Genomic DNA, 17,132 nt, shown 5'->3' with positions numbered 1-17,132 from the left:
TTGAGTGCCCTACTTTTTGGAGCAAACCATGGACTCCCTTACCTTTCAAATCGCTCGCTGCCAACATTGGCTCACTCAACATGCCCTACCTCGATGGATCAAAACGCAATCGAATCAAACGGGTATCTTCGCCGAAGGCTTACTTTCTGACGGACGAGAGTTTAATCACGATCTCCTTAGATTTCGCGTTCAACCTCGACAAGTCTACGTTTTTGCCCACGCTACCGAACTAGGATTTATCGACGGTCGAGAGCAAGTCTGCACCGCTATTGAAACTGGTTTTCCGAACTTTGGCTCAGAAGCACTAGGTTACCGTTTCTCTATTACCACCAATGATGACGAGTGTAGTAGATCGATTAACTTGTACGAACAAGCTTTCGCACTCCTAGGGTTTGCTTGGCATTATAAATTAACGGCTGATGAAGATTCTTTAACGTCTATGGAGGCCACCTATCAGCATTTAGCAACACAACTCTGGGATGCAGAACACGGCGGGTTCTTTCTCACTAAAGGTCACACCTTAAGCAAAGGGCAAAACCCACATATGCACCTGTTCGAAGCACTGATGGTCAGCTACGAACACACCGACAATTCAATTTGGTTAGAGCGAGCAACGCAAATCTATCAGCTCTTGTGCACTCGATTCCTTCAAGGCGATCATTTAGCGGAATTCTTTCAAGCAGACTTTTCCCTTGATCCTAAAACAGGCACGCATATTGACCCCGGTCATCATTACGAATGGATATGGCTACTCAACCACTATGAAAAGCTCACTGGCGTTAACGCAAACAATGCGATTAACACCTTGTTTAGCTTTACCCAGCAACACGGTCACAATACCAATGGCCTAGTAAGAGACGAAATATACGCAAGTGGTCAGCCTTTACGTCCCACGTCGCGCCTTTGGTGTCAAACCGAATACTTAAAAGCCTGCATTGCGCTATGGGAACGAGACCCTAGCGACGCGAATCGAGCGGCCATCAGTCAAGCCGTCGAACAGATCTTTATCCATTACTTAAATCCCGCCAAATCTGGCTTATGGGTCGACCAAGTGGATGAAATGGGGCACCCCATAAACGAAGACTCTCCGGCGAGCAGTTTTTATCATCTATTTTTAGCGTTCTCTGAATTACTCAGATTAGGCAACGAGGACTAACATGCATTTATCTATTCCCCCTACCGTCAATTACCTAACTGGTCATATTGATGCTGACAACGTCATCGCTAAAGAGACCACACTTGGCGCGCTTGAAGGTGTATTCGCTGACGAAGTGAAACGGGCTGAAAGCGCACAAGACAACATCATTTACCGAGTAGAAATGCTTCCTGCTCAACATGCAGAAGGTAAGCTGAACTTCGGGGTGTCACATATCGAACCGGGGTTGATCGGCGAAGAATTCCACATGACCAGAGGGCATATTCACCAACGTAAAGAACAAGCAGAGTTTTATTTCGGATCGCAAGGTGAAGGCTTACTACTCATGCAAACAGAGCAAGGAGAAGTATCCATTGAGAAAGTCTTTCCGGGCAGCGTGCATCATATTCCGGGGTTTGTCGCCCATCGACTAATCAATACGGGTAACACTCGATTATCTGCACTGGCGGTTTGGCCAGCTATCGCGGGTCATAATTACGACTTTCTCAAAGACGTAGGCTTCAATGTCCGTGTCTTAAAATCATCCACAGGTTATAAAATCGTGTCCAACGACGCCGTTGATTAGAACGTTTAAGATTCTAAAGAATAGTGCTGTAAGACTGTTGCTCATTACCTAAGACGGCTAATTAATACGCTCCCACTAGAACTAGGTTGTCGACTTCAAACAAGACGTCGGCAACCTAAATGTCTGAAAGACAAATCTTCGAAAAGCAATTATTCATCGCTTCCTGCGGTCAATATCAAACGATCACTCACAACAGTTTGCTCTTATATTGCTCGGGGGTTTGCCCGGCGTACTTTTTAAACATACTGATAAATGGGCTAGCTTGGTTATAACCCAAGGTAAATGCGACTTCTTTTACCGATTGACCACTTCGTAACAAATCCATTGAGTACAAGTAGCGAACTCGTAGTCGCCACTCCGTAAAGCTCATCCCTAATTCGCTCTGGCAATAGCGAGCGAGCGTTCGTTCGGTGGTGTGCACGCGCCCTGCCCAATCATTAAGAGAGATATCGTTAGTCGGGTCTTCCTCAATGGCGCTTAAAATTGGCGCCAAGTACTTATGATTACTACTTGGTAAAAAGTGATGCTGCTCTTCTTGTTCACTCAGTTGATCCAGTAACACCTGAACTAAGCGCCTATCTTTTTCTGAATCACCAATATTCACTTCCCGATGGCGAAAATCCTCAATGATCGCCGATACGATAGGTGTCACCTTAATCAAGCTGGTTTTTTGTGGGAAGGTGGCAGTGAGTTCATGGGCGATGTTCAAAGAGCAGTATTCTAATGGCCTGCGGTTATAACTGCAGTGCATCACGCCTGCGGGCACCCAAATAGCCAAATGAGGTGGCGCGAGAAAACGTGTACCTTGCGCTTCCATTTCTAAAATTCCACCGCTAATAAGCTGAACTTGTCCCCAAGGATGACAATGCACTCGCGTTTCTGTGTTCGATAAAAACGCATCAAAATTCATGAATACGTCCGACGGCATCTTCTCGATAGACAATGAAGGATGTAGATTTCTAGTATTTTTTTTCAAGTTGTCTTCCTATCGCGATTAATGTCCTAATGGAGATATTTATATTTATAACGACCTGTCACACTATACCTCAACACACATAATGCGACGAGGTTCACAGTGGTTTATTTACTTCCTTTTATTACCGTACTCATTTGGGGCGGGAATGCCATTATAAATAAACTGGCTGCAGAAACGATTGAACCAAGTGCAATGAGCTTTTACCGCTGGTTTCTTGCTGCCCTCATCATGACGCCATTTTGCTTGCCTAAGGTAAAACGTTACTGGCCTGAGATCCGCAAAAATAGCGGTAAGCTAGCATTCTTAGCCCTACTAGGCATGGTGCTTAACCAATCGCTTGGTTATTACGCTGCATTGACAACAACGGCGTCAAATATGGCGCTGATTACCTCATTGGTCCCACTCATTAGTGTGTTTATCTCTGTGCCGTTACTGCACAAGCGAATCTCAAGGCTGAGTGTTGTCGGTGGTGTTATTTCTCTCGCGGGCTTAGCCTTTATGCTTGGTCAAGGCGATCTGGCGTTCTTCATCAATCAGGGTATCACACAAGGCGATGGTTTGATGGCGATGGCTGCCGTCATTTACGCGACTTACTGCGTGCTGCTTAAACGATGGAAAATGAATCTATCCAGTTTGATGTTGATATACACTCAAGCCGTTTTCGCGGTCATCCTTTTGTTACCGCTGTTACTCAGCAGTGAACATATTATGCCAACTCAGGCATCGTTGCCTCTCATCGCTTATGCGGGATTATTTGCCTCGTTAATTGCACCGTTATGCTGGGTGAAAGCAATTGACTTAATTGGCGCCGAAAACAGTGCTATGTTTATGAACTTACTACCGGTAATTGCTGTCGCCCTCGCCGCTTCTTTACTAGGTGAGACGATTACAGAGTTCCACCTAATTGGTGGCTTAATGGTAATTTCTGGTGTCATCTTATCGCAGATAAAACGTCGTAAACCCGTTGCCACCATTGTGGATAGTGAGCTCACCATCGATAAGCAGTGATGTTTGCTCTAGCACCTAGCACCTAGCACCTAGCACCTAGCGTTTTATCACTCACAAACAAAGCCAACATCTCCATGTTGGCTTTTATGTATCTACCTTTCTATCGCTAACACCCAGCCACGGACTTAGCTCTCACTCATTTACGATTCCAACTCAGAAAAGATGCAATGCGCACTCATTAAATATTCGAGTCATATCTCGATAGCTTGTTGTTAACATTTTTGTCATACTCAATTTTTGCCCAATGATAACAAGGATTTTATAATGAGTAGTGGCAAACGAGAGATTACTCTGCGCTTTCTTGCTGAGCCCGGAGACGTCAACTTTGGCGGAAAAGTACACGGCGGCGCCGTAATGAAGTGGATTGATTTGGCTGCTTATGCCTGCTCGGCAGCGTGGAGTGGCAAATATTGTATTACCGCATATGCTGGCGGAATTCGCTTTGTCGCGCCAATTCACGTCGGTAACCTTGTCGAAGTCACGGCGCGGGTTATCTATACCGGCACATCATCCATGCATATTGCGATCGATGTACAAGCCAGCGATCCAAAAGAGCTAAACAACCGTCTAACGACACATTGTATCGTTATCATGGTCGCCGTAGATGAGCTCGGCAAACCGACCGCGGTTCGAGAGTGGATCCCAGAAACACAAGAAGACATTGAGCTAAGAGATTCCGCGATTAAACTGATGAACATGCGTAAACAAATTGGTGACGAGATGGAAGCGCACGTTAAATACTTAAAATAGCCTACCGCATTAGCGGCGTTTCATCCTCTTTATGCAGCTTCAGCTCTCCTACAAATTGAAGCTGCAACACGACCTTCCGTAAACAGCGAAATAGAGACCGTCTACGCCCTTACTTATCCAAAAAAGGATGATTTTCCCCACCGAATACTCAGCTACACTTTCCTTTAACTTATAGGTTTTAGCTATATCAATGCTTATTACAGCAGTATTAACCATCCCTAGTTTAGAAGCATCAACAACATCGCATTCAGACAACGGTTAAAGGAACTATGCCCTATGCATCACCATAATAAGATCCACCTTTACCAAATATTCACGCGATTATTTGGTAACACGAACACCACAAATCAACCGTGGGGCCGTATTGAAGAGAACGGAGTCGGTAAATTCAGCGATATCACCGACGTTGCCCTTGCCTCCATCCGAAATCTCGGCATGACTCATGTCTGGTATACCGGTATCCCCCACCACGCTGTCATCAATGATTATAGTGACTATGGAATTAGTCCCGATCATCCATCCGTGGTGAAAGGTCGTGCAGGATCCCCTTATGCGGTTAAAGATTACTATTCCGTAAACCCCGACCTCGCCGACAACCCCGCACAGCGAAATCAAGAATTCCAAGCGCTGATCCAGCGCACACATAAAGCGGGCCTCAAAGTCATCATCGATATCGTCCCCAATCATGTGGCTCGACAATACCAAGGAATGAATAACCCTCCAGGCGTTACCGACTTTGGTCACAACGATAATGACAGCCTAGAATATCAACGTGATAACAATTTCTACTATCTGCCCAATCAAGCCTTTGAGCTGCCTGATCTCCCAGAGATTATGCGCCCGCTCGGTGGCGAAGATCATCCTACTTTATCGAGACCATTTATCGAGTACCCGGCCAAATGGACAGGCAATGGATCTCGCCTGGCTAAGCCCAATGCCGATGATTGGTACGAAACGGTTAAAATCAATTACGGCATACGACCAGATGGAACAAAAGACTTCGCTACGCTGCCCGACTCTTACCGAAATAAAAGCGCTAGCGATCACCTTGCTTTCTGGAGCGATAAAGCCATTCCAGACTCTTGGGTAAAGTTTCGAGATATTGCGCTGTACTGGCTAGAGCAAAGGGTTGACGGCTTTCGTTACGATATGGCAGAAATGGTGCCTATTGAGTTTTGGAGCTATATGAATTCATCAATCAAAGCCAAAAATCCCGATGCGTTTTTGATTGCCGAGGTCTATCAACCACACCTCTATCGTGACTATATTCAACTGGGGAAAATGGATGCCCTTTATGACAAAGTTGATCTCTACGATACGCTCAAGAGCATCATGCAAGGTAAAGGACACACGAGAGAAATCACAAGAATTCAACGTGAACTGCAAGATATTCAATCCCATATGCTGCACTTTCTTGACAACCATGACGAGCAACGCATTGCCTCTCCAGAATTTGTTGGCGACCCAACTGTCGCCATCCCCGCGATGACCCTGTCTGCGACAATAAGCAATGCGCCAACCATGTTGTACTTCGGTCAAGAGGTAGGGGAAGCGGGAGCTGAACAGGCTGGGTTTGGTCAGCCTTCACGCACCTCAATTTTCGATTATGTCGGAGTACCTACTCATCAACGCTGGATGAACAATGGCGCATTTGATGGTGGTGCATCAACCGAGCAAGAACGACAACTTCGTACTTACTATCAGCGTCTTATGCAGGTAGTACTGCAACATAAAGCGTTTCAAGGAAGTACGACCTCGTTGGAAATTGAACGCGACGCACGGCATGGAGAACTGGCAGGTCAACTCTATGGCTACTTACGTCAATATCAGTGTGAAACGGTTATTTGCCTAATGAATTTCAGTCATGACAATGAAACCACGCAATACATCCAGTTGAGCCAACTGGCTTTTAGTAAGCTGGCACTAAAAGCGGGTCACTACCCGTTGAATGATTTACTTAATGACACACCTAACGTTGAACTCGTTGTCACAGAGCAAGGCGCGACCATCAATCTCACGCTGAAACCACTCTCTTCATACCTACTGAAAATATAGCCACTATAAGTCAAACTCAAAGCGATAGATTAGCTTGCTTCTATCGCTTTTTAACCCTCTCACATGACCCCCTTTATTTCATCTCGCACTCGTATCACACTCTCAAACATGAAATAGCTTTAATCTATAACATAATCGTTTTTCTCTATTTTCTTCCTGACGTGCTCTTCTCTACAATCAGTTTAACCGTCAATATTAGGGTAAAAATAATGAGAACACTAAAGACATCCTTGACCGCATTATCACTAACAACGTTACTGGCTTCTCCGGCTTACGCTATTTCTGAAGGTGAACTACTCATCTGGATTGGCAGCGATAAAGGCTATAATGGCCTTGCTGAGGTGGGACGACAATTTGAAGAAGACACGGGCGTGAAAGTCAGCGTGCAGTTTCCTGAATCTTTAGAATCGCGATTTCAGCAAGTCGCTGCCACGGGTGACGGCCCTGATATTATCTTCTGGGCACACGACCGCTTTGGAGGCTATGCTGAAGCAGGTCTGCTGAAAGAAATTAAACCAAGCCAAGATTTCAAAGACAAGTTGGTGTCCTTCAGCTGGGACGCAGTTACCTATGAAGGTAAACTCATTGGTTATCCAATGGCCATTGAATCTGTGTCACTCATTTATAATAAAGACCTACTACCAGAGCCGCCGACAGCTTGGGAGCAGCTACCAAAGATCCACGCCGATATGCAAAAGTTGGGTAAACAAACCATTATGTGGGATGTCAAAAATGCCTACTTCACTTGGCCGCTGGTTTCAGCTGGTAGTTACTCATTCAAAAAAACACCGTCGGGTCACGACGCTTCCGATCTAGGGGTGAATAATAAGCAAGCTCAACACAATTTAGCATTTCTACTGGATATGAAAAAACAAGGCATCGTTGATCCCGGAATGGACTACGCCAATGCAGAAACGGCTTTCGCTAAAGGCGATGTCGCCATGACGATTAACGGACCTTGGTCTTGGGGTAACCTAGACAAGACAGGGATTAATTATGGTGTTGCGCCTTTCCCAACACTGGATAAACAAAAATCAAACCCATTTGTTGGTATTCTTAGTGCAGGGATTAGCTCAGCAAGTCCCAATGAAGATCTTGCCGTTGAGTTCATTGAGAACTACCTGTTTACCAATGAGGCACTGCAAACCGTTAACCGTGATAAACCACTGGGTGCAGTAACGTTGAAATCCTACCAAAACGAACTCGAAGCCGATACTCGAATTAAATCGACAATGATCAATGCAGAAAATGGTGAGATCATGCCCGCTATTCCACAAATGATGACTTATTGGATTTCTGAAGGCGCAGCCATTGAGAATGCGCTCAACGAGAAACAAACCGTTCAGGAAGCGCTAGCATCTGCTGAAAAACAAATTCTCCGTTAACCCCGACCATATACGGCTTCACTAAGCCGCGACCAGCTGTCTTTCATTGACAGCTGGTCACTCAACGCATAGCACATCAATAAAGCCACTTTAAAAAAATAAATTCAATATAGTCAGCGAGTTAATTACAACTTCAGCTTTCCTACTTGCTCAATAATTCGATGGATTATGTCGCTAACAAATCGCGATAGTGACAATAAGATGTCATTTGAGGCAACCCATGACAATAATGCGATGTTGGGCTAATACGAGATTGTATTTATACGCAACTGATCACATCGTCGTACTTGCTTACAATCTGCCGTTTGATCTTTACGTTGATCTTTCCTATAAATTTAAGCGTTGTTCAAACAGTGCTGAGGTATCTCAAAACGGGATGAAAGCAAACGTTCGCGGTGACGTGAACTCTGTGAACAATACGCCCTAAATGGATGGATTAATGGAATATGAGAGGCCCAATATGGATCGTACTTGCCCAATGTGTAGCACACCAATGATCACGCGAGATGCCGAGGCAATTTGCCCAAGACATCAAATAGGTGATTGCTCATACGCCCCTAACCTTCATGAATTCGAAGCAGAAACCGAAATCGAGACTGATAAAGATTATCCATATTAGCGGACAAAATTACATTCAGAGGTCAACAAGCACTTATCCTAAGCAGGCTTAAAGACGTCAACAAAAAAGGAGTCATGTCTAACATGGCTCCTTTTCGTTTTGTGGCTAAGATTATTGGAGTGAGTGCTGTCGGTGCTAGCAGTATCGGTGCTAATAGCGTCGAGACTAATGTGGTTCGTTAATCCAACGTAATAGCAAAACAGTCGTAAGCGTTTAATGTCATCGTGCCCAACATGTTCAGGGAAACCGCGTGGTTATGGCTAAGTAGCACTCCTGGATTCAACCCTTGGAGTTTTGGCTCAGAAGACAAATCTAACGTCACTGATTCGGCAGAGAAATTCGCTACCACCAGTACTGTCTGGTCATCATTCTGGCGTAAGTAAGCAAACACATACTGATTATCGGCAAACAAAGGGATAAAATCGCCATACACGAACACCTCGTGGTCGCGACGCATCTTAATCAGCGTCTGGTAATGTCGGTAAATCGACACTTTACTGCTTCGATCAGACTCTACATTGATGTCACGATAGTTCGAGTTAACCTCAATCCATGGTGTACCTGTTGTAAATCCCGCCTGCGGGTTAGCGTTCCACTGCATTGGCGTTCGCGCATTATCACGGCTATTCTCGCCCAACGCCGTCATCATGTCTTGATGAGAGACTCCGGCATCAGTTTTCACTTTATAGAAGTTCAAAGACTCAATATCTTTATATTGCTCAAGGCGATCGAACTTGACGTTCGTCATGCCAATCTCTTCGCCCTGATACACATAAGGCGTCCCTTTAAGGCAATGAAGAACTGTGGCAAGCATTTGTGCCGATTTCACTCGATACTCACCATCATGACCGTATTTCGAGACGGCACGCGGCAAATCATGATTGTTCCAAAAAAGAGAGTTCCACCCCGTATCCCCAAGCTCTAATTGCCACTTGGTGAGCACTTGCTTGAATGCAGGAAGATCTAGAGGTAACGGCGACCATTTATCACCTTGATTCCAAGTCAGCGTGATATGTTCAAATTGGAACACCATCGAAAGTTCTTCACGTTGTTGATCACTATAAAGCTTGGCTATCTCTGGTGTGGCGTCCCAAGTTTCTCCCACGGTGAGCAAATCGTGACTGCCAAATGTTGCTTGATTCATCGCGTGTAGAAGTGGGTGTAACCTTGGGCCATTGCCCGTGATCCCTTTATCAATTTCCTTACCTATTAAATCAATGACATCGAGGCGAAAACCGCCAATCCCTTTGTCAATCCACCAGTTCATCATGTTATGCACTTCTTGATGAACTTGCGGGTTTTCCCAATTTAGATCGGGCTGTTTCTGGGAGAACATATGCAAATAATACTGTTGTGTTTCCTCATGCCATTGCCATGCACTGCCACCAAAAATCGACCCCATGTCACTAGGTGCGCTGCCATCTTCTTTTGCATCTCTCCACACGTAGTAATCACGATAAGCAGAGTCTTGCGACTCACAGGCTTTTTTAAACCACTCGTGTTCATCGGAAGTATGATTAACGACGAGATCCATCACGATTCTGATACCACGTGATTTCGCCTCACTCAAAAGCGCTTCCATATCTTCCATGCTGCCAAACTCTGGCGCTATCGCTTGATAGTCTGAAATATCGTAACCATTATCATCCATAGGAGACTGATAAACAGGTGAAAGCCAAATAACATCAATACCTAACTCTGCCAAGTAATCCAGTTTTGACCGAATGCCATTCAAGTCTCCAATACCGTCACCATTGGAGTCACAAAAGCTTCTTGGGTAAATTTGATACACCACCGAGTTATGCCACCACTTTTGTTCCATTACTAGCCCTTAATCATTACCTAAATTTTCCTTTACTGTAATCAGAGAACGCTGGGAAATAAAATAGAATCTACGTATAATCATATAGATTTTACATATATCACGAGTAAGTATTTCTTTATAGGTGACGCAATGGCGCTCAACAAATCAATCAAGTATTTTCTAGCAGTGGCAAAGCATGGCAACATCAAACGAGCTTCCGATGAGCTCTACCTAAGCCAGCCCTCTCTCACCTCTGCAATAAAGAAATTAGAATCAGAATTAGGGGCGCCACTTTTCAATCGGCTATCAAAAGGTGTTGAGCTAACTGCTTATGGTATCAAGTTTCGAGCCTATGCTCAGGAGCAACAAGAACAGTACTTTGCGCTAAAACATCAGTTCAACGACATGCAACAACGCCAATTTGGCAAAATCAAAATTGGCACCGGTGAGGTGTGGTGGGAAAATGTCGTTAAGCCAACCGTTATGGACTATCAACAGCAAAATCCCGCTAGCTCTTTCCATTTAGAATTTGGAAACAACCTGACTCTGCTCAATCATCTTGTTCAGGGTGATATAGATTTATTCGTAGGTCATGAAGTATTGGAACTATCCGAACATTGCCGTGTGTCATTCGAACCATTGTTCCAAGATTATGAATCAATATATGTGGGCGCTCAGCACCCTATCGTACAAACTGGCGTAGTACATAGTGAATCTAAAATCGATAACATTCACCAATACCCCCTACTTCGGGTTACGCCAAGTCATCCCCGACACCAATCAATATTGGCTCACGGCTTACCTCATGACAGAGCGTTGGAGGAGCGCATTATCTATGACGTTGACTCTGTTGCTGCGAGTATTGATATGTTAAAAATAACTCCGGCCGTCATGCCCTACAGCCACCATGCTCATGAATGGCTGGCATCTCAAGGCTTAGTGCAAATTAGCACGGACCGCAGTAAGGTGGGCAATATTGGGATTTATACTAAGATGGGCGAACCAAAAGCCAGTATTGAACGCTTTTGTGCAAGTTTAAGGCAACACGCTCAAAGCCTGCGCTAAATTGTCAGAACTTGGTAAGGTCACTAATCTGTCATTTTTCTTTCATTAAAGTTTGATGTAATCGCCATAGTTTTAATGTGTTAATTCAATGGAGACTGCCTTGACCCTAAATGAAATTACCCTAAGTGAGACCACGCTCAACGACTTAAAAGCTGTTGAATATCAATGGGTAAGAACAATGTATGTGGAAGGCTACCGTCGCGATGAAATCAACCACTATATTCAAACCTGTTTTGGTGGCGACGGTGTATTTGCCGATTTATTCCAAAAAGTTGCCTTAGAGCAAGAAAGCCTATATGTCTTGCTCCAATACGTTGGGTGTGCGCCTTCTAGCCGAGAACTGAATCTTTAGCCTCTATCGACGACGGAGATCGCCTGAGGATCACATCTACATCCGTTGTCGTATAAGGCTTATCAATTTTTTGCTTCACATCTTCGACAAAACGCTCATAACTCTTAAATGTCATCGATTCTCTTTTCGGATCAACATAAATACTCACCCACGTTTTTCGACCAAGCTTGGCGATAAATATATCGACTAGCTCAATTTCATATTCTTGCGCAAGGCCACGTAAACCACGATAAATAGGCTTAGTATGTTCTATTGGAGGCGTAGCCAGTGTTAGCTCGCGCATACCATTTTTAATCAGCTTAATAGGGTCGCCAATAAAGGCCAAGCTGAACAGCACAACCAAGATTTGATCAATATAACGATCGATAAAGCCCAGTGCCGTTCCTTGAAGCAGCAAGACCAGCACTAGTGCCACGCCAATTGCCCCTGATATGACCCCATTAATAAACCACGCGTTCTTTTCCGCTTTCAGTATGTCCGATCTCGACTGGTTATATCCAACGTGACACACCCAGTACATAAAGGCGCAAATCGCGACAGCAGGAAAGACATAAATCGCCATCAATGTTATCGCTGGCTCTCGCCCACCCGCAAGCAACACTGGGATATTGCTGCCCACTGCGAAAGCAATCAAAATCAAAATCGTAATTCCCTTTATCACTACAATGAGCGGCTCAAACGCGTAGTAGCCAATTGGATAATGTCGGGAAGTGCCTGACTGAGCGAGTTGCGCGATACGCAAAGAGGCAAAGGAAACAACCGCTGACAGTAAGTTAAAAGAAGCATCTAAGAGAATAGCGCTCGATCCAGAGACCAATGCCATTACTCCTCCCCAAAGCGCCAGCACACCCGCACCAATTGCCGAGCCGATTAACGCTTTGGATTCATCAATTTTAATCATCTGGTATTCCCTTTCACAGATAAACGTTGTTTATCCTTTATATTGTTAGATTATATAGGATTAACAAAGGATAAGTACTATCCAAACTTATAACACATGAAATTACAACTTCCTATGACAGCTCAAACTGTTTGCTGCTTTTCTCTACAACAATTATTAATAATAACAATAGCTCACAACATCGTAAGTCGTCGGTACCGTTAGATGGAAGAAAGTGTATACAAGGTAAATAGCAGGAAAGGACAAGGTCATCGTAAGATAGAAAAACGCCTGAGTAAGCTCAGGCGTTGGTTACAAAAACTGTTAATAGTGATAGTAAGGAATCCTGGTAACAGCCAGCTACGCGTAACACCAGTGTGCTTGCTTAACTAGTCGGCGGCCAAACCAATGTGACGTTAAGCAGAGCGAAAGGGGCAGCCTTGCGACCACCCTTTATCGTTATTATCCTTTAACACCACCGGAAGTAAGTCCCCCTACTAACCAGCGCTGTGCAAGCAAGAATACGATTGTGATAGGTAATGCTGACAATACCGCTGCTGCTGCAAAGTCGCCCCACAGATAGTTCTGAGGATACAAGTACTGCTGCATACCTACCGCTAATGTGTACGAGTTTACATCAGAAAGTAGTAATGACGCTACAGGTACTTCACCGACAACCCCGATAAATGACAGGATGAACACCACCGCGAGAATTGGCACAGACAATGGCAATAGTACCAGCTTAAACGCTTGCCAAGGTGTCGCACCATCCAGTGCAGCCGCTTCTTCTAGTGAGTTGTCTATGGTCTCGAAGTAACCTTTAATCGTCCATACATGCAATGCAATACCGCCCAAGTAAGAGAAGATTAAACCACCATGCGTGTTCAAGCCAAGGAACGGAATATACTGCCCCAACTTATCAAACAGAGCATAAAGCGCTACCAGTGCTAACACGGCAGGGAACATTTGGAAGATCATCATCGCTTTCAAGATGGTGTTCTTGCCAGAAAAACGCATACGAGCAAATGCGTAAGCCGATGTTGTCGACAGAGCAACAATCAAAATAGAGGTGATACCCGCGACTTTGATTGAGTTCCAAAGCCACAACAGCACTGGGAATGGCGGTGGTGTTACCGAACCATCGGCATTTTCAACCGCAATACCCAACGCCAGTTTCCAGTGCTCAAGCGACGGATTATCTGGAATCAAACTACCTGATGCAAAGTTACCTTCACGGAACGAAATTGCTATTACCATCAACAAAGGGAAGATAATCATGGACAGGAATACCCAAAGCGCAATATGCGTTGCCCATACACGGTATTTTAAAGACTTACCTTGTACCATTGCCATTGTTCTATTCCTTAGTCTTGAGACAATTTAGTGAAACGTAGGTTGAGTAGTGCTAATCCGCCAACCAGTAGGAAAATCAGTGTTGCAATCGCACTCGCCAGACCAAAGTCTTGACCACCTGAACCTTCAAACGCAATACGGTAGGTATAGCTCACTAATAGGTCGGTGTAACCTGCTGGCTCGGAGGTTCCGATCATATTCGGGCCACCTTGTGTTAACAATTGAATCATTACAAAGTTATTGAAGTTAAAAGCAAAACTTGCAATCAGTAGCGGCGTAAGCGGCTTAATCATCAAGGGGACGGTAATACGAGTAAAGTTATGTAAGAAACCCGCGCCATCAATGGCTGACGCTTCATAAAGATCCTCTGGAATAGCCTTTAGCAGCCCCATACACAGAATCATCATGTAAGGGAAGCCTAACCAGGTGTTCACTATCAGCACCATGGATTTCGCTAAAATAGGGTCTGAGAACCAATTCGGGCTAATACCGAATATAGACTCAAGCACCATGTTAATCTCACCAAAACTTTGGTTAAACAAACCCTTAAAAATCAGAATTGAGATAAACGCTGGTACTGCGTAAGGTAAAATCAGTAAGACTCGATAGATTGCACGGCCTTTTAGCTCTTCCCACTGCACAACACTCGCAAGAATAAGACCAATGATCAGTGTCAGCACCACTGTCAGTACCGAGAATACGACTGTCCATATAAAGATGCTGATGAATGGCTCTTTGATGCCATCGTCTTTCCAGACCCGTTCAAAGTTATGGGTACCAATATCAACCACGAAACCAGGCGACACTGTGCTGCCAGTAAACTCACCATTTGCATCGATAGGTTGATAAAAGCCGACTTCCATGTTGGCTCTAAAAATTTCGCCGGTTTTATTATTCAGAAGATCCGTGGAACCTTCGATATGAGAGTACAGTGGCTGAACAGAAGCAAACTTACGTAATCCACTCATACGAATGTCTTCGCCACTTGGCATATTCAAATCTAAGGTATTGAGTATGCCTCGGCTCTGAATAATCGCTTTAATCGCCTCTTTATCACCTGTTTTTCCTTCGGAAAGTGTCAGGTCGTACTCTGCGGCTGGCTTAGCCATATCAAATTCAGGCGTAGCCAATAGCTGCTCGCCATCTTTGACATAAATAATGTGCCCGTTCTCTGTCTTATGCAGGTCGAAAGAATAGCTATCACCACTTTGAAAGGTGCGCTGCGTTAATACGCTTTGTGTTCGTTCTAATGAAAGTTGGTTTTTGGCACTGTAGTTCGTGAAAGCGAGTCCAACGGTATACGCTAAAGGAAAAATAATGAACAAAATCATGCCCGCTATACCAGGATAGATATAACGATGTGCGTATGTTTTCTTACTGCCAAAGATGTAAAGTGCCAGAGCGGTGAGAATCACAGTAAGCAATGCAAAAGCAAGCTCTCCGCGCGAATACATGAGAATAGTGGCGTAACCATTAAGGATACCGATCGAACCCAGTGCACCCCATTTAAGGAATACTTTTTTACTGCTCGGCGTATCATTGGCTGGCGCTGACATGGCATCTGTACCTTGAACTGACTGCATAAAAGGACCTGCTAGCGATAAATCAAAAAATAGAAATGAAGGAGAGGTTGCCCCCTCCTTAAAAGGGTAGTACTAATTAACCATATAACCGTGAATTCAGTTACTTAGTCATTTGTTTTTCAGCGTCTACAACCGCTTCATTGACAGTCTGACGACCATCGACAACATTAACGATCGCGTTTTTAGCCGATGCCCAAAACGCACTCATTTGTGGCACGTTTGGCATGATTTCGCCGTTCATTGCGTTGTCCATTGTTGCCGCAATGCGCGCATCAGAATCAAGTTCCTTTTGGAAAGAAGTTAGAGCAACCGCACCTAGTGGCTTGTCGTTGTTCACTTCACGTAGACCATCGTTAGTTAGTAAGTAGTTTTCTAGGAACTCTACCGCTAAGTCGCGGTTAGGTGACGCCGTGCTAATACCAGCTGTCAATACGCCTACGAAAGGTTTTGATGCTTGACCGTTAAATTTAGGCAGTGTTGCTACACCATAGTTGATGCCTGACTTTTCAACGTTAGCCCAAGACCAAGGACCATTGATCGTCATTGCTGTCTGACCTTGGTTAAATGCTGACTCAGATACTGAGTAGTCCATATCCGCAGAAATCACACCTTTTTCGACCAATGATTTAACAAAAGTCAGCGCGTCTTTGACGCCGTCTTGTGCAATGCCTGCATCTTTAACATCATAGCCAGTACCTGTGTACTTAAACGCATAGCCGCCATCTGCAGCCATTAGTGGCCATGTGAAGTAGGGTTCTTTAAGGTTCCACATGATCGCTGACTTGCCTTCTTTAGCCAGCTTAGTATTTAGTGCTTCAACTTCTTCCCATGTTTTCGGAGGGTTAGGCACTAAGTCTTTGTTATAAATAAGAGACAGAGATTCAATCGCAATAGGATAACCAATCGTTTTTCCGTTATATTGAACCGCATCCCATGCAAAACCAACGATACCCTCTTTGGTTTCTTTAGAAGGTTTAACTTCTGCTAGAAGACCAGCATCCGCGTATTCACCGAAACGGTCGTGAGCCCAAAAAATGATGTCTGGACCATCACCAGTCGCGGCAACTTGTGGGAAACGACTCTCTAGACCGTCTGGGTGAGCAACTGTTACTTTGATACCCGTATCTTCTTCGAACTTTTTACCTACCTCTGCAAGTCCGTTATAGCCTTTATCACCATTAATCCAAATAGTGAGTTGTCCTTCTTCGATAGCAGCATTTGCACCAAAAGAACCAAGAGCAACCAGTGTGCCTAGTGCTACAGTACTAAGGGCTTTTTTCATGTGTATATCCTTTTTATAGTTTTGATAGCAGGGTTATCCAGAGGGTCGTCCAGAGGATTTCCTTAATTTCGACGAGTATCATCCGAAAAATACAGCAAGGTCTCATCATCCTAATCACTACGCCCTATCTAGTTGCAATGGTTTCCGTGATCTCTATCGGCCACGACTATAGATCAACATCACAAAACATTCTCCTTTTGCGACTCATTTCACTATTGTGACGACGATTTTTTTGAACTAGATCTCATCAAGAGAATCTCCTCCCCAGCCCCCTACTCCCCTACTACTCCCCCTATAAT

15 protein-coding genes are annotated in these 17,132 nt (G+C 44.5%); 9 read left to right on the top strand and 6 right to left on the bottom strand.

All coding sequences use genetic code 11. From position 1 onward, the window contains the following. Positions 1-28 precede the first annotated feature (28 nt). Together L4D05_RS13165 and L4D05_RS13160 are read left to right on the top strand one after the other, a co-directional pair. Complete coding sequence (locus L4D05_RS13165; protein ID WP_428794303.1) at positions 29-1,156, top strand: AGE family epimerase/isomerase; 1,128 nt, start codon at positions 29-31, stop codon at positions 1,154-1,156. Position 1,157: 1 nt separating this feature from the next. Beyond that, positions 1,158-1,721 carry a glucose-6-phosphate isomerase family protein gene (locus L4D05_RS13160; RefSeq protein WP_428794302.1) on the top strand — a complete coding sequence of 188 codons (564 nt, stop codon included), beginning with the start codon at positions 1,158-1,160 and terminating at the stop codon, positions 1,719-1,721. A gap of 187 nt (positions 1,722-1,908) precedes the next feature. Here L4D05_RS13160 and L4D05_RS13155 read toward each other — a convergent pair whose 3' ends face one another. Further along, positions 1,909-2,697: an AraC family transcriptional regulator gene (locus L4D05_RS13155; RefSeq protein WP_428754884.1), complete on the bottom strand. Its 789-nt coding sequence runs from the start codon at positions 2,695-2,697 to the stop codon at positions 1,909-1,911. A gap of 99 nt (positions 2,698-2,796) precedes the next feature. Between L4D05_RS13155 and L4D05_RS13150 the strand changes: the two genes are divergently transcribed. The 5 genes from L4D05_RS13150 (at position 2,797) to L4D05_RS24085 (ending at position 8,514) form a co-directional block, all read left to right on the top strand. Then, a complete protein-coding gene (locus tag L4D05_RS13150; RefSeq protein WP_428794301.1) occupies positions 2,797-3,705 on the top strand; it encodes a DMT family transporter in 909 nt (302 codons plus the stop codon). Between the two features lie 264 nt (positions 3,706-3,969). Continuing rightward, positions 3,970-4,455 (top strand): acyl-CoA thioesterase, encoded by a 486-nt coding sequence (locus tag L4D05_RS13145; protein WP_265674099.1) that lies wholly within the window; start codon positions 3,970-3,972, stop codon positions 4,453-4,455. Positions 4,456-4,731: 276 nt separating this feature from the next. After that, a complete protein-coding gene (locus tag L4D05_RS13140; RefSeq protein WP_428794300.1) occupies positions 4,732-6,510 on the top strand; it encodes an alpha-amylase family protein in 1,779 nt (592 codons plus the stop codon). A 209-nt stretch (positions 6,511-6,719) separates the two neighbouring features. Then, positions 6,720-7,895 (top strand): maltose/maltodextrin ABC transporter substrate-binding protein MalE, encoded by a 1,176-nt coding sequence (gene malE / locus L4D05_RS13135; RefSeq protein WP_428794299.1) that lies wholly within the window; start codon positions 6,720-6,722, stop codon positions 7,893-7,895. Between the two features lie 427 nt (positions 7,896-8,322). After that, positions 8,323-8,514, top strand: a complete 192-nt coding sequence (locus L4D05_RS24085; RefSeq protein ID WP_489686386.1) for a hypothetical protein — start codon at positions 8,323-8,325, stop codon at positions 8,512-8,514. 178 nt (positions 8,515-8,692) lie between these two features. Here L4D05_RS24085 and L4D05_RS13130 read toward each other — a convergent pair whose 3' ends face one another. Beyond that, entirely contained in the window at positions 8,693-10,336 is a 1,644-nt protein-coding gene (locus tag L4D05_RS13130) for a glycoside hydrolase family 13 protein (protein ID WP_428794298.1), read from the bottom strand. A 132-nt stretch (positions 10,337-10,468) separates the two neighbouring features. Between L4D05_RS13130 and L4D05_RS13125 the strand changes: the two genes are divergently transcribed. Continuing rightward, positions 10,469-11,383 carry a LysR family transcriptional regulator gene (locus L4D05_RS13125; RefSeq protein ID WP_428794297.1) on the top strand — a complete coding sequence of 305 codons (915 nt, stop codon included), beginning with the start codon at positions 10,469-10,471 and terminating at the stop codon, positions 11,381-11,383. Positions 11,384-11,471: 88 nt separating this feature from the next. Then, the gene (locus tag L4D05_RS13120; RefSeq protein ID WP_428754890.1) at positions 11,472-11,735 is read left to right on the top strand and encodes a hypothetical protein; all 264 of its coding nucleotides are present in this window, start codon (positions 11,472-11,474) and stop codon (positions 11,733-11,735) included. Here L4D05_RS13120 and L4D05_RS13115 read toward each other — a convergent pair. The 4 genes from L4D05_RS13115 to malE (L4D05_RS13100) all read right to left on the bottom strand — a co-directional run bounded on the left by L4D05_RS13115 (position 11,713) and on the right by malE (L4D05_RS13100) (position 16,833). Next, positions 11,713-12,636 (bottom strand): cation efflux transmembrane domain-containing protein, encoded by a 924-nt coding sequence (locus L4D05_RS13115; protein ID WP_428754891.1) that lies wholly within the window; start codon positions 12,634-12,636, stop codon positions 11,713-11,715. The two genes, L4D05_RS13120 and L4D05_RS13115, sit on opposite strands and share 23 nt — an antisense overlap. A gap of 441 nt (positions 12,637-13,077) precedes the next feature. Then, entirely contained in the window at positions 13,078-13,968 is an 891-nt protein-coding gene (gene malG / locus L4D05_RS13110; protein WP_265674107.1) for a maltose ABC transporter permease MalG, read from the bottom strand. A gap of 11 nt (positions 13,969-13,979) precedes the next feature. Further along, on the bottom strand, positions 13,980-15,551 hold the full coding sequence (gene malF, locus L4D05_RS13105; RefSeq protein ID WP_428794296.1) for a maltose ABC transporter permease MalF: 1,572 nt from the start codon (positions 15,549-15,551) through the stop codon (positions 13,980-13,982). Between the two features lie 100 nt (positions 15,552-15,651). Further along, the gene (malE, locus tag L4D05_RS13100) at positions 15,652-16,833 is read right to left on the bottom strand and encodes a maltose/maltodextrin ABC transporter substrate-binding protein MalE (protein ID WP_428754893.1); all 1,182 of its coding nucleotides are present in this window, start codon (positions 16,831-16,833) and stop codon (positions 15,652-15,654) included. Between the last annotated feature and the right edge of the window lie 299 nt (positions 16,834-17,132).

Origin of the sequence: Vibrio nomapromontoriensis (genome assembly GCF_050337205.1) — a bacterium.
Taxonomy (GTDB): Bacteria; Pseudomonadota; Gammaproteobacteria; order Enterobacterales; family Vibrionaceae; genus Vibrio; species Vibrio nomapromontoriensis.
This window is presented reverse-complemented; position numbering and strand designations above follow the sequence as displayed.

Bases quoted from the DNA above. Each gene is read 5' to 3' on its own strand.
- L4D05_RS13165 (WP_428794303.1), top strand. From the start codon at position 29: ATGGACTCCCTTACCTTTCAAATCGCTCGCTGCCAACATTGGCTCACT.
- L4D05_RS13160 (WP_428794302.1), top strand. From the start codon at position 1,158: ATGCATTTATCTATTCCCCCTACCGTCAATTACCTAACTGGTCATATT.
- L4D05_RS13145 (WP_265674099.1), top strand. From the start codon at position 3,970: ATGAGTAGTGGCAAACGAGAGATTACTCTGCGCTTTCTTGCTGAGCCC.
- L4D05_RS13140 (WP_428794300.1), top strand. From the start codon at position 4,732: ATGCATCACCATAATAAGATCCACCTTTACCAAATATTCACGCGATTA.
- malE (WP_428794299.1), top strand. From the start codon at position 6,720: ATGAGAACACTAAAGACATCCTTGACCGCATTATCACTAACAACGTTA.
- L4D05_RS24085 (WP_489686386.1), top strand. From the start codon at position 8,323: ATGGATGGATTAATGGAATATGAGAGGCCCAATATGGATCGTACTTGC.
- L4D05_RS13130 (WP_428794298.1), bottom strand. From the start codon at position 10,336: ATGGAACAAAAGTGGTGGCATAACTCGGTGGTGTATCAAATTTACCCA.
- L4D05_RS13125 (WP_428794297.1), top strand. From the start codon at position 10,469: ATGGCGCTCAACAAATCAATCAAGTATTTTCTAGCAGTGGCAAAGCAT.
- L4D05_RS13120 (WP_428754890.1), top strand. From the start codon at position 11,472: ATGGAGACTGCCTTGACCCTAAATGAAATTACCCTAAGTGAGACCACG.
- L4D05_RS13115 (WP_428754891.1), bottom strand. From the start codon at position 12,636: ATGATTAAAATTGATGAATCCAAAGCGTTAATCGGCTCGGCAATTGGT.
- malG (WP_265674107.1), bottom strand. From the start codon at position 13,968: ATGGCAATGGTACAAGGTAAGTCTTTAAAATACCGTGTATGGGCAACG.
- malF (WP_428794296.1), bottom strand. From the start codon at position 15,551: ATGCAGTCAGTTCAAGGTACAGATGCCATGTCAGCGCCAGCCAATGAT.
- malE (WP_428754893.1), bottom strand. From the start codon at position 16,833: ATGAAAAAAGCCCTTAGTACTGTAGCACTAGGCACACTGGTTGCTCTT.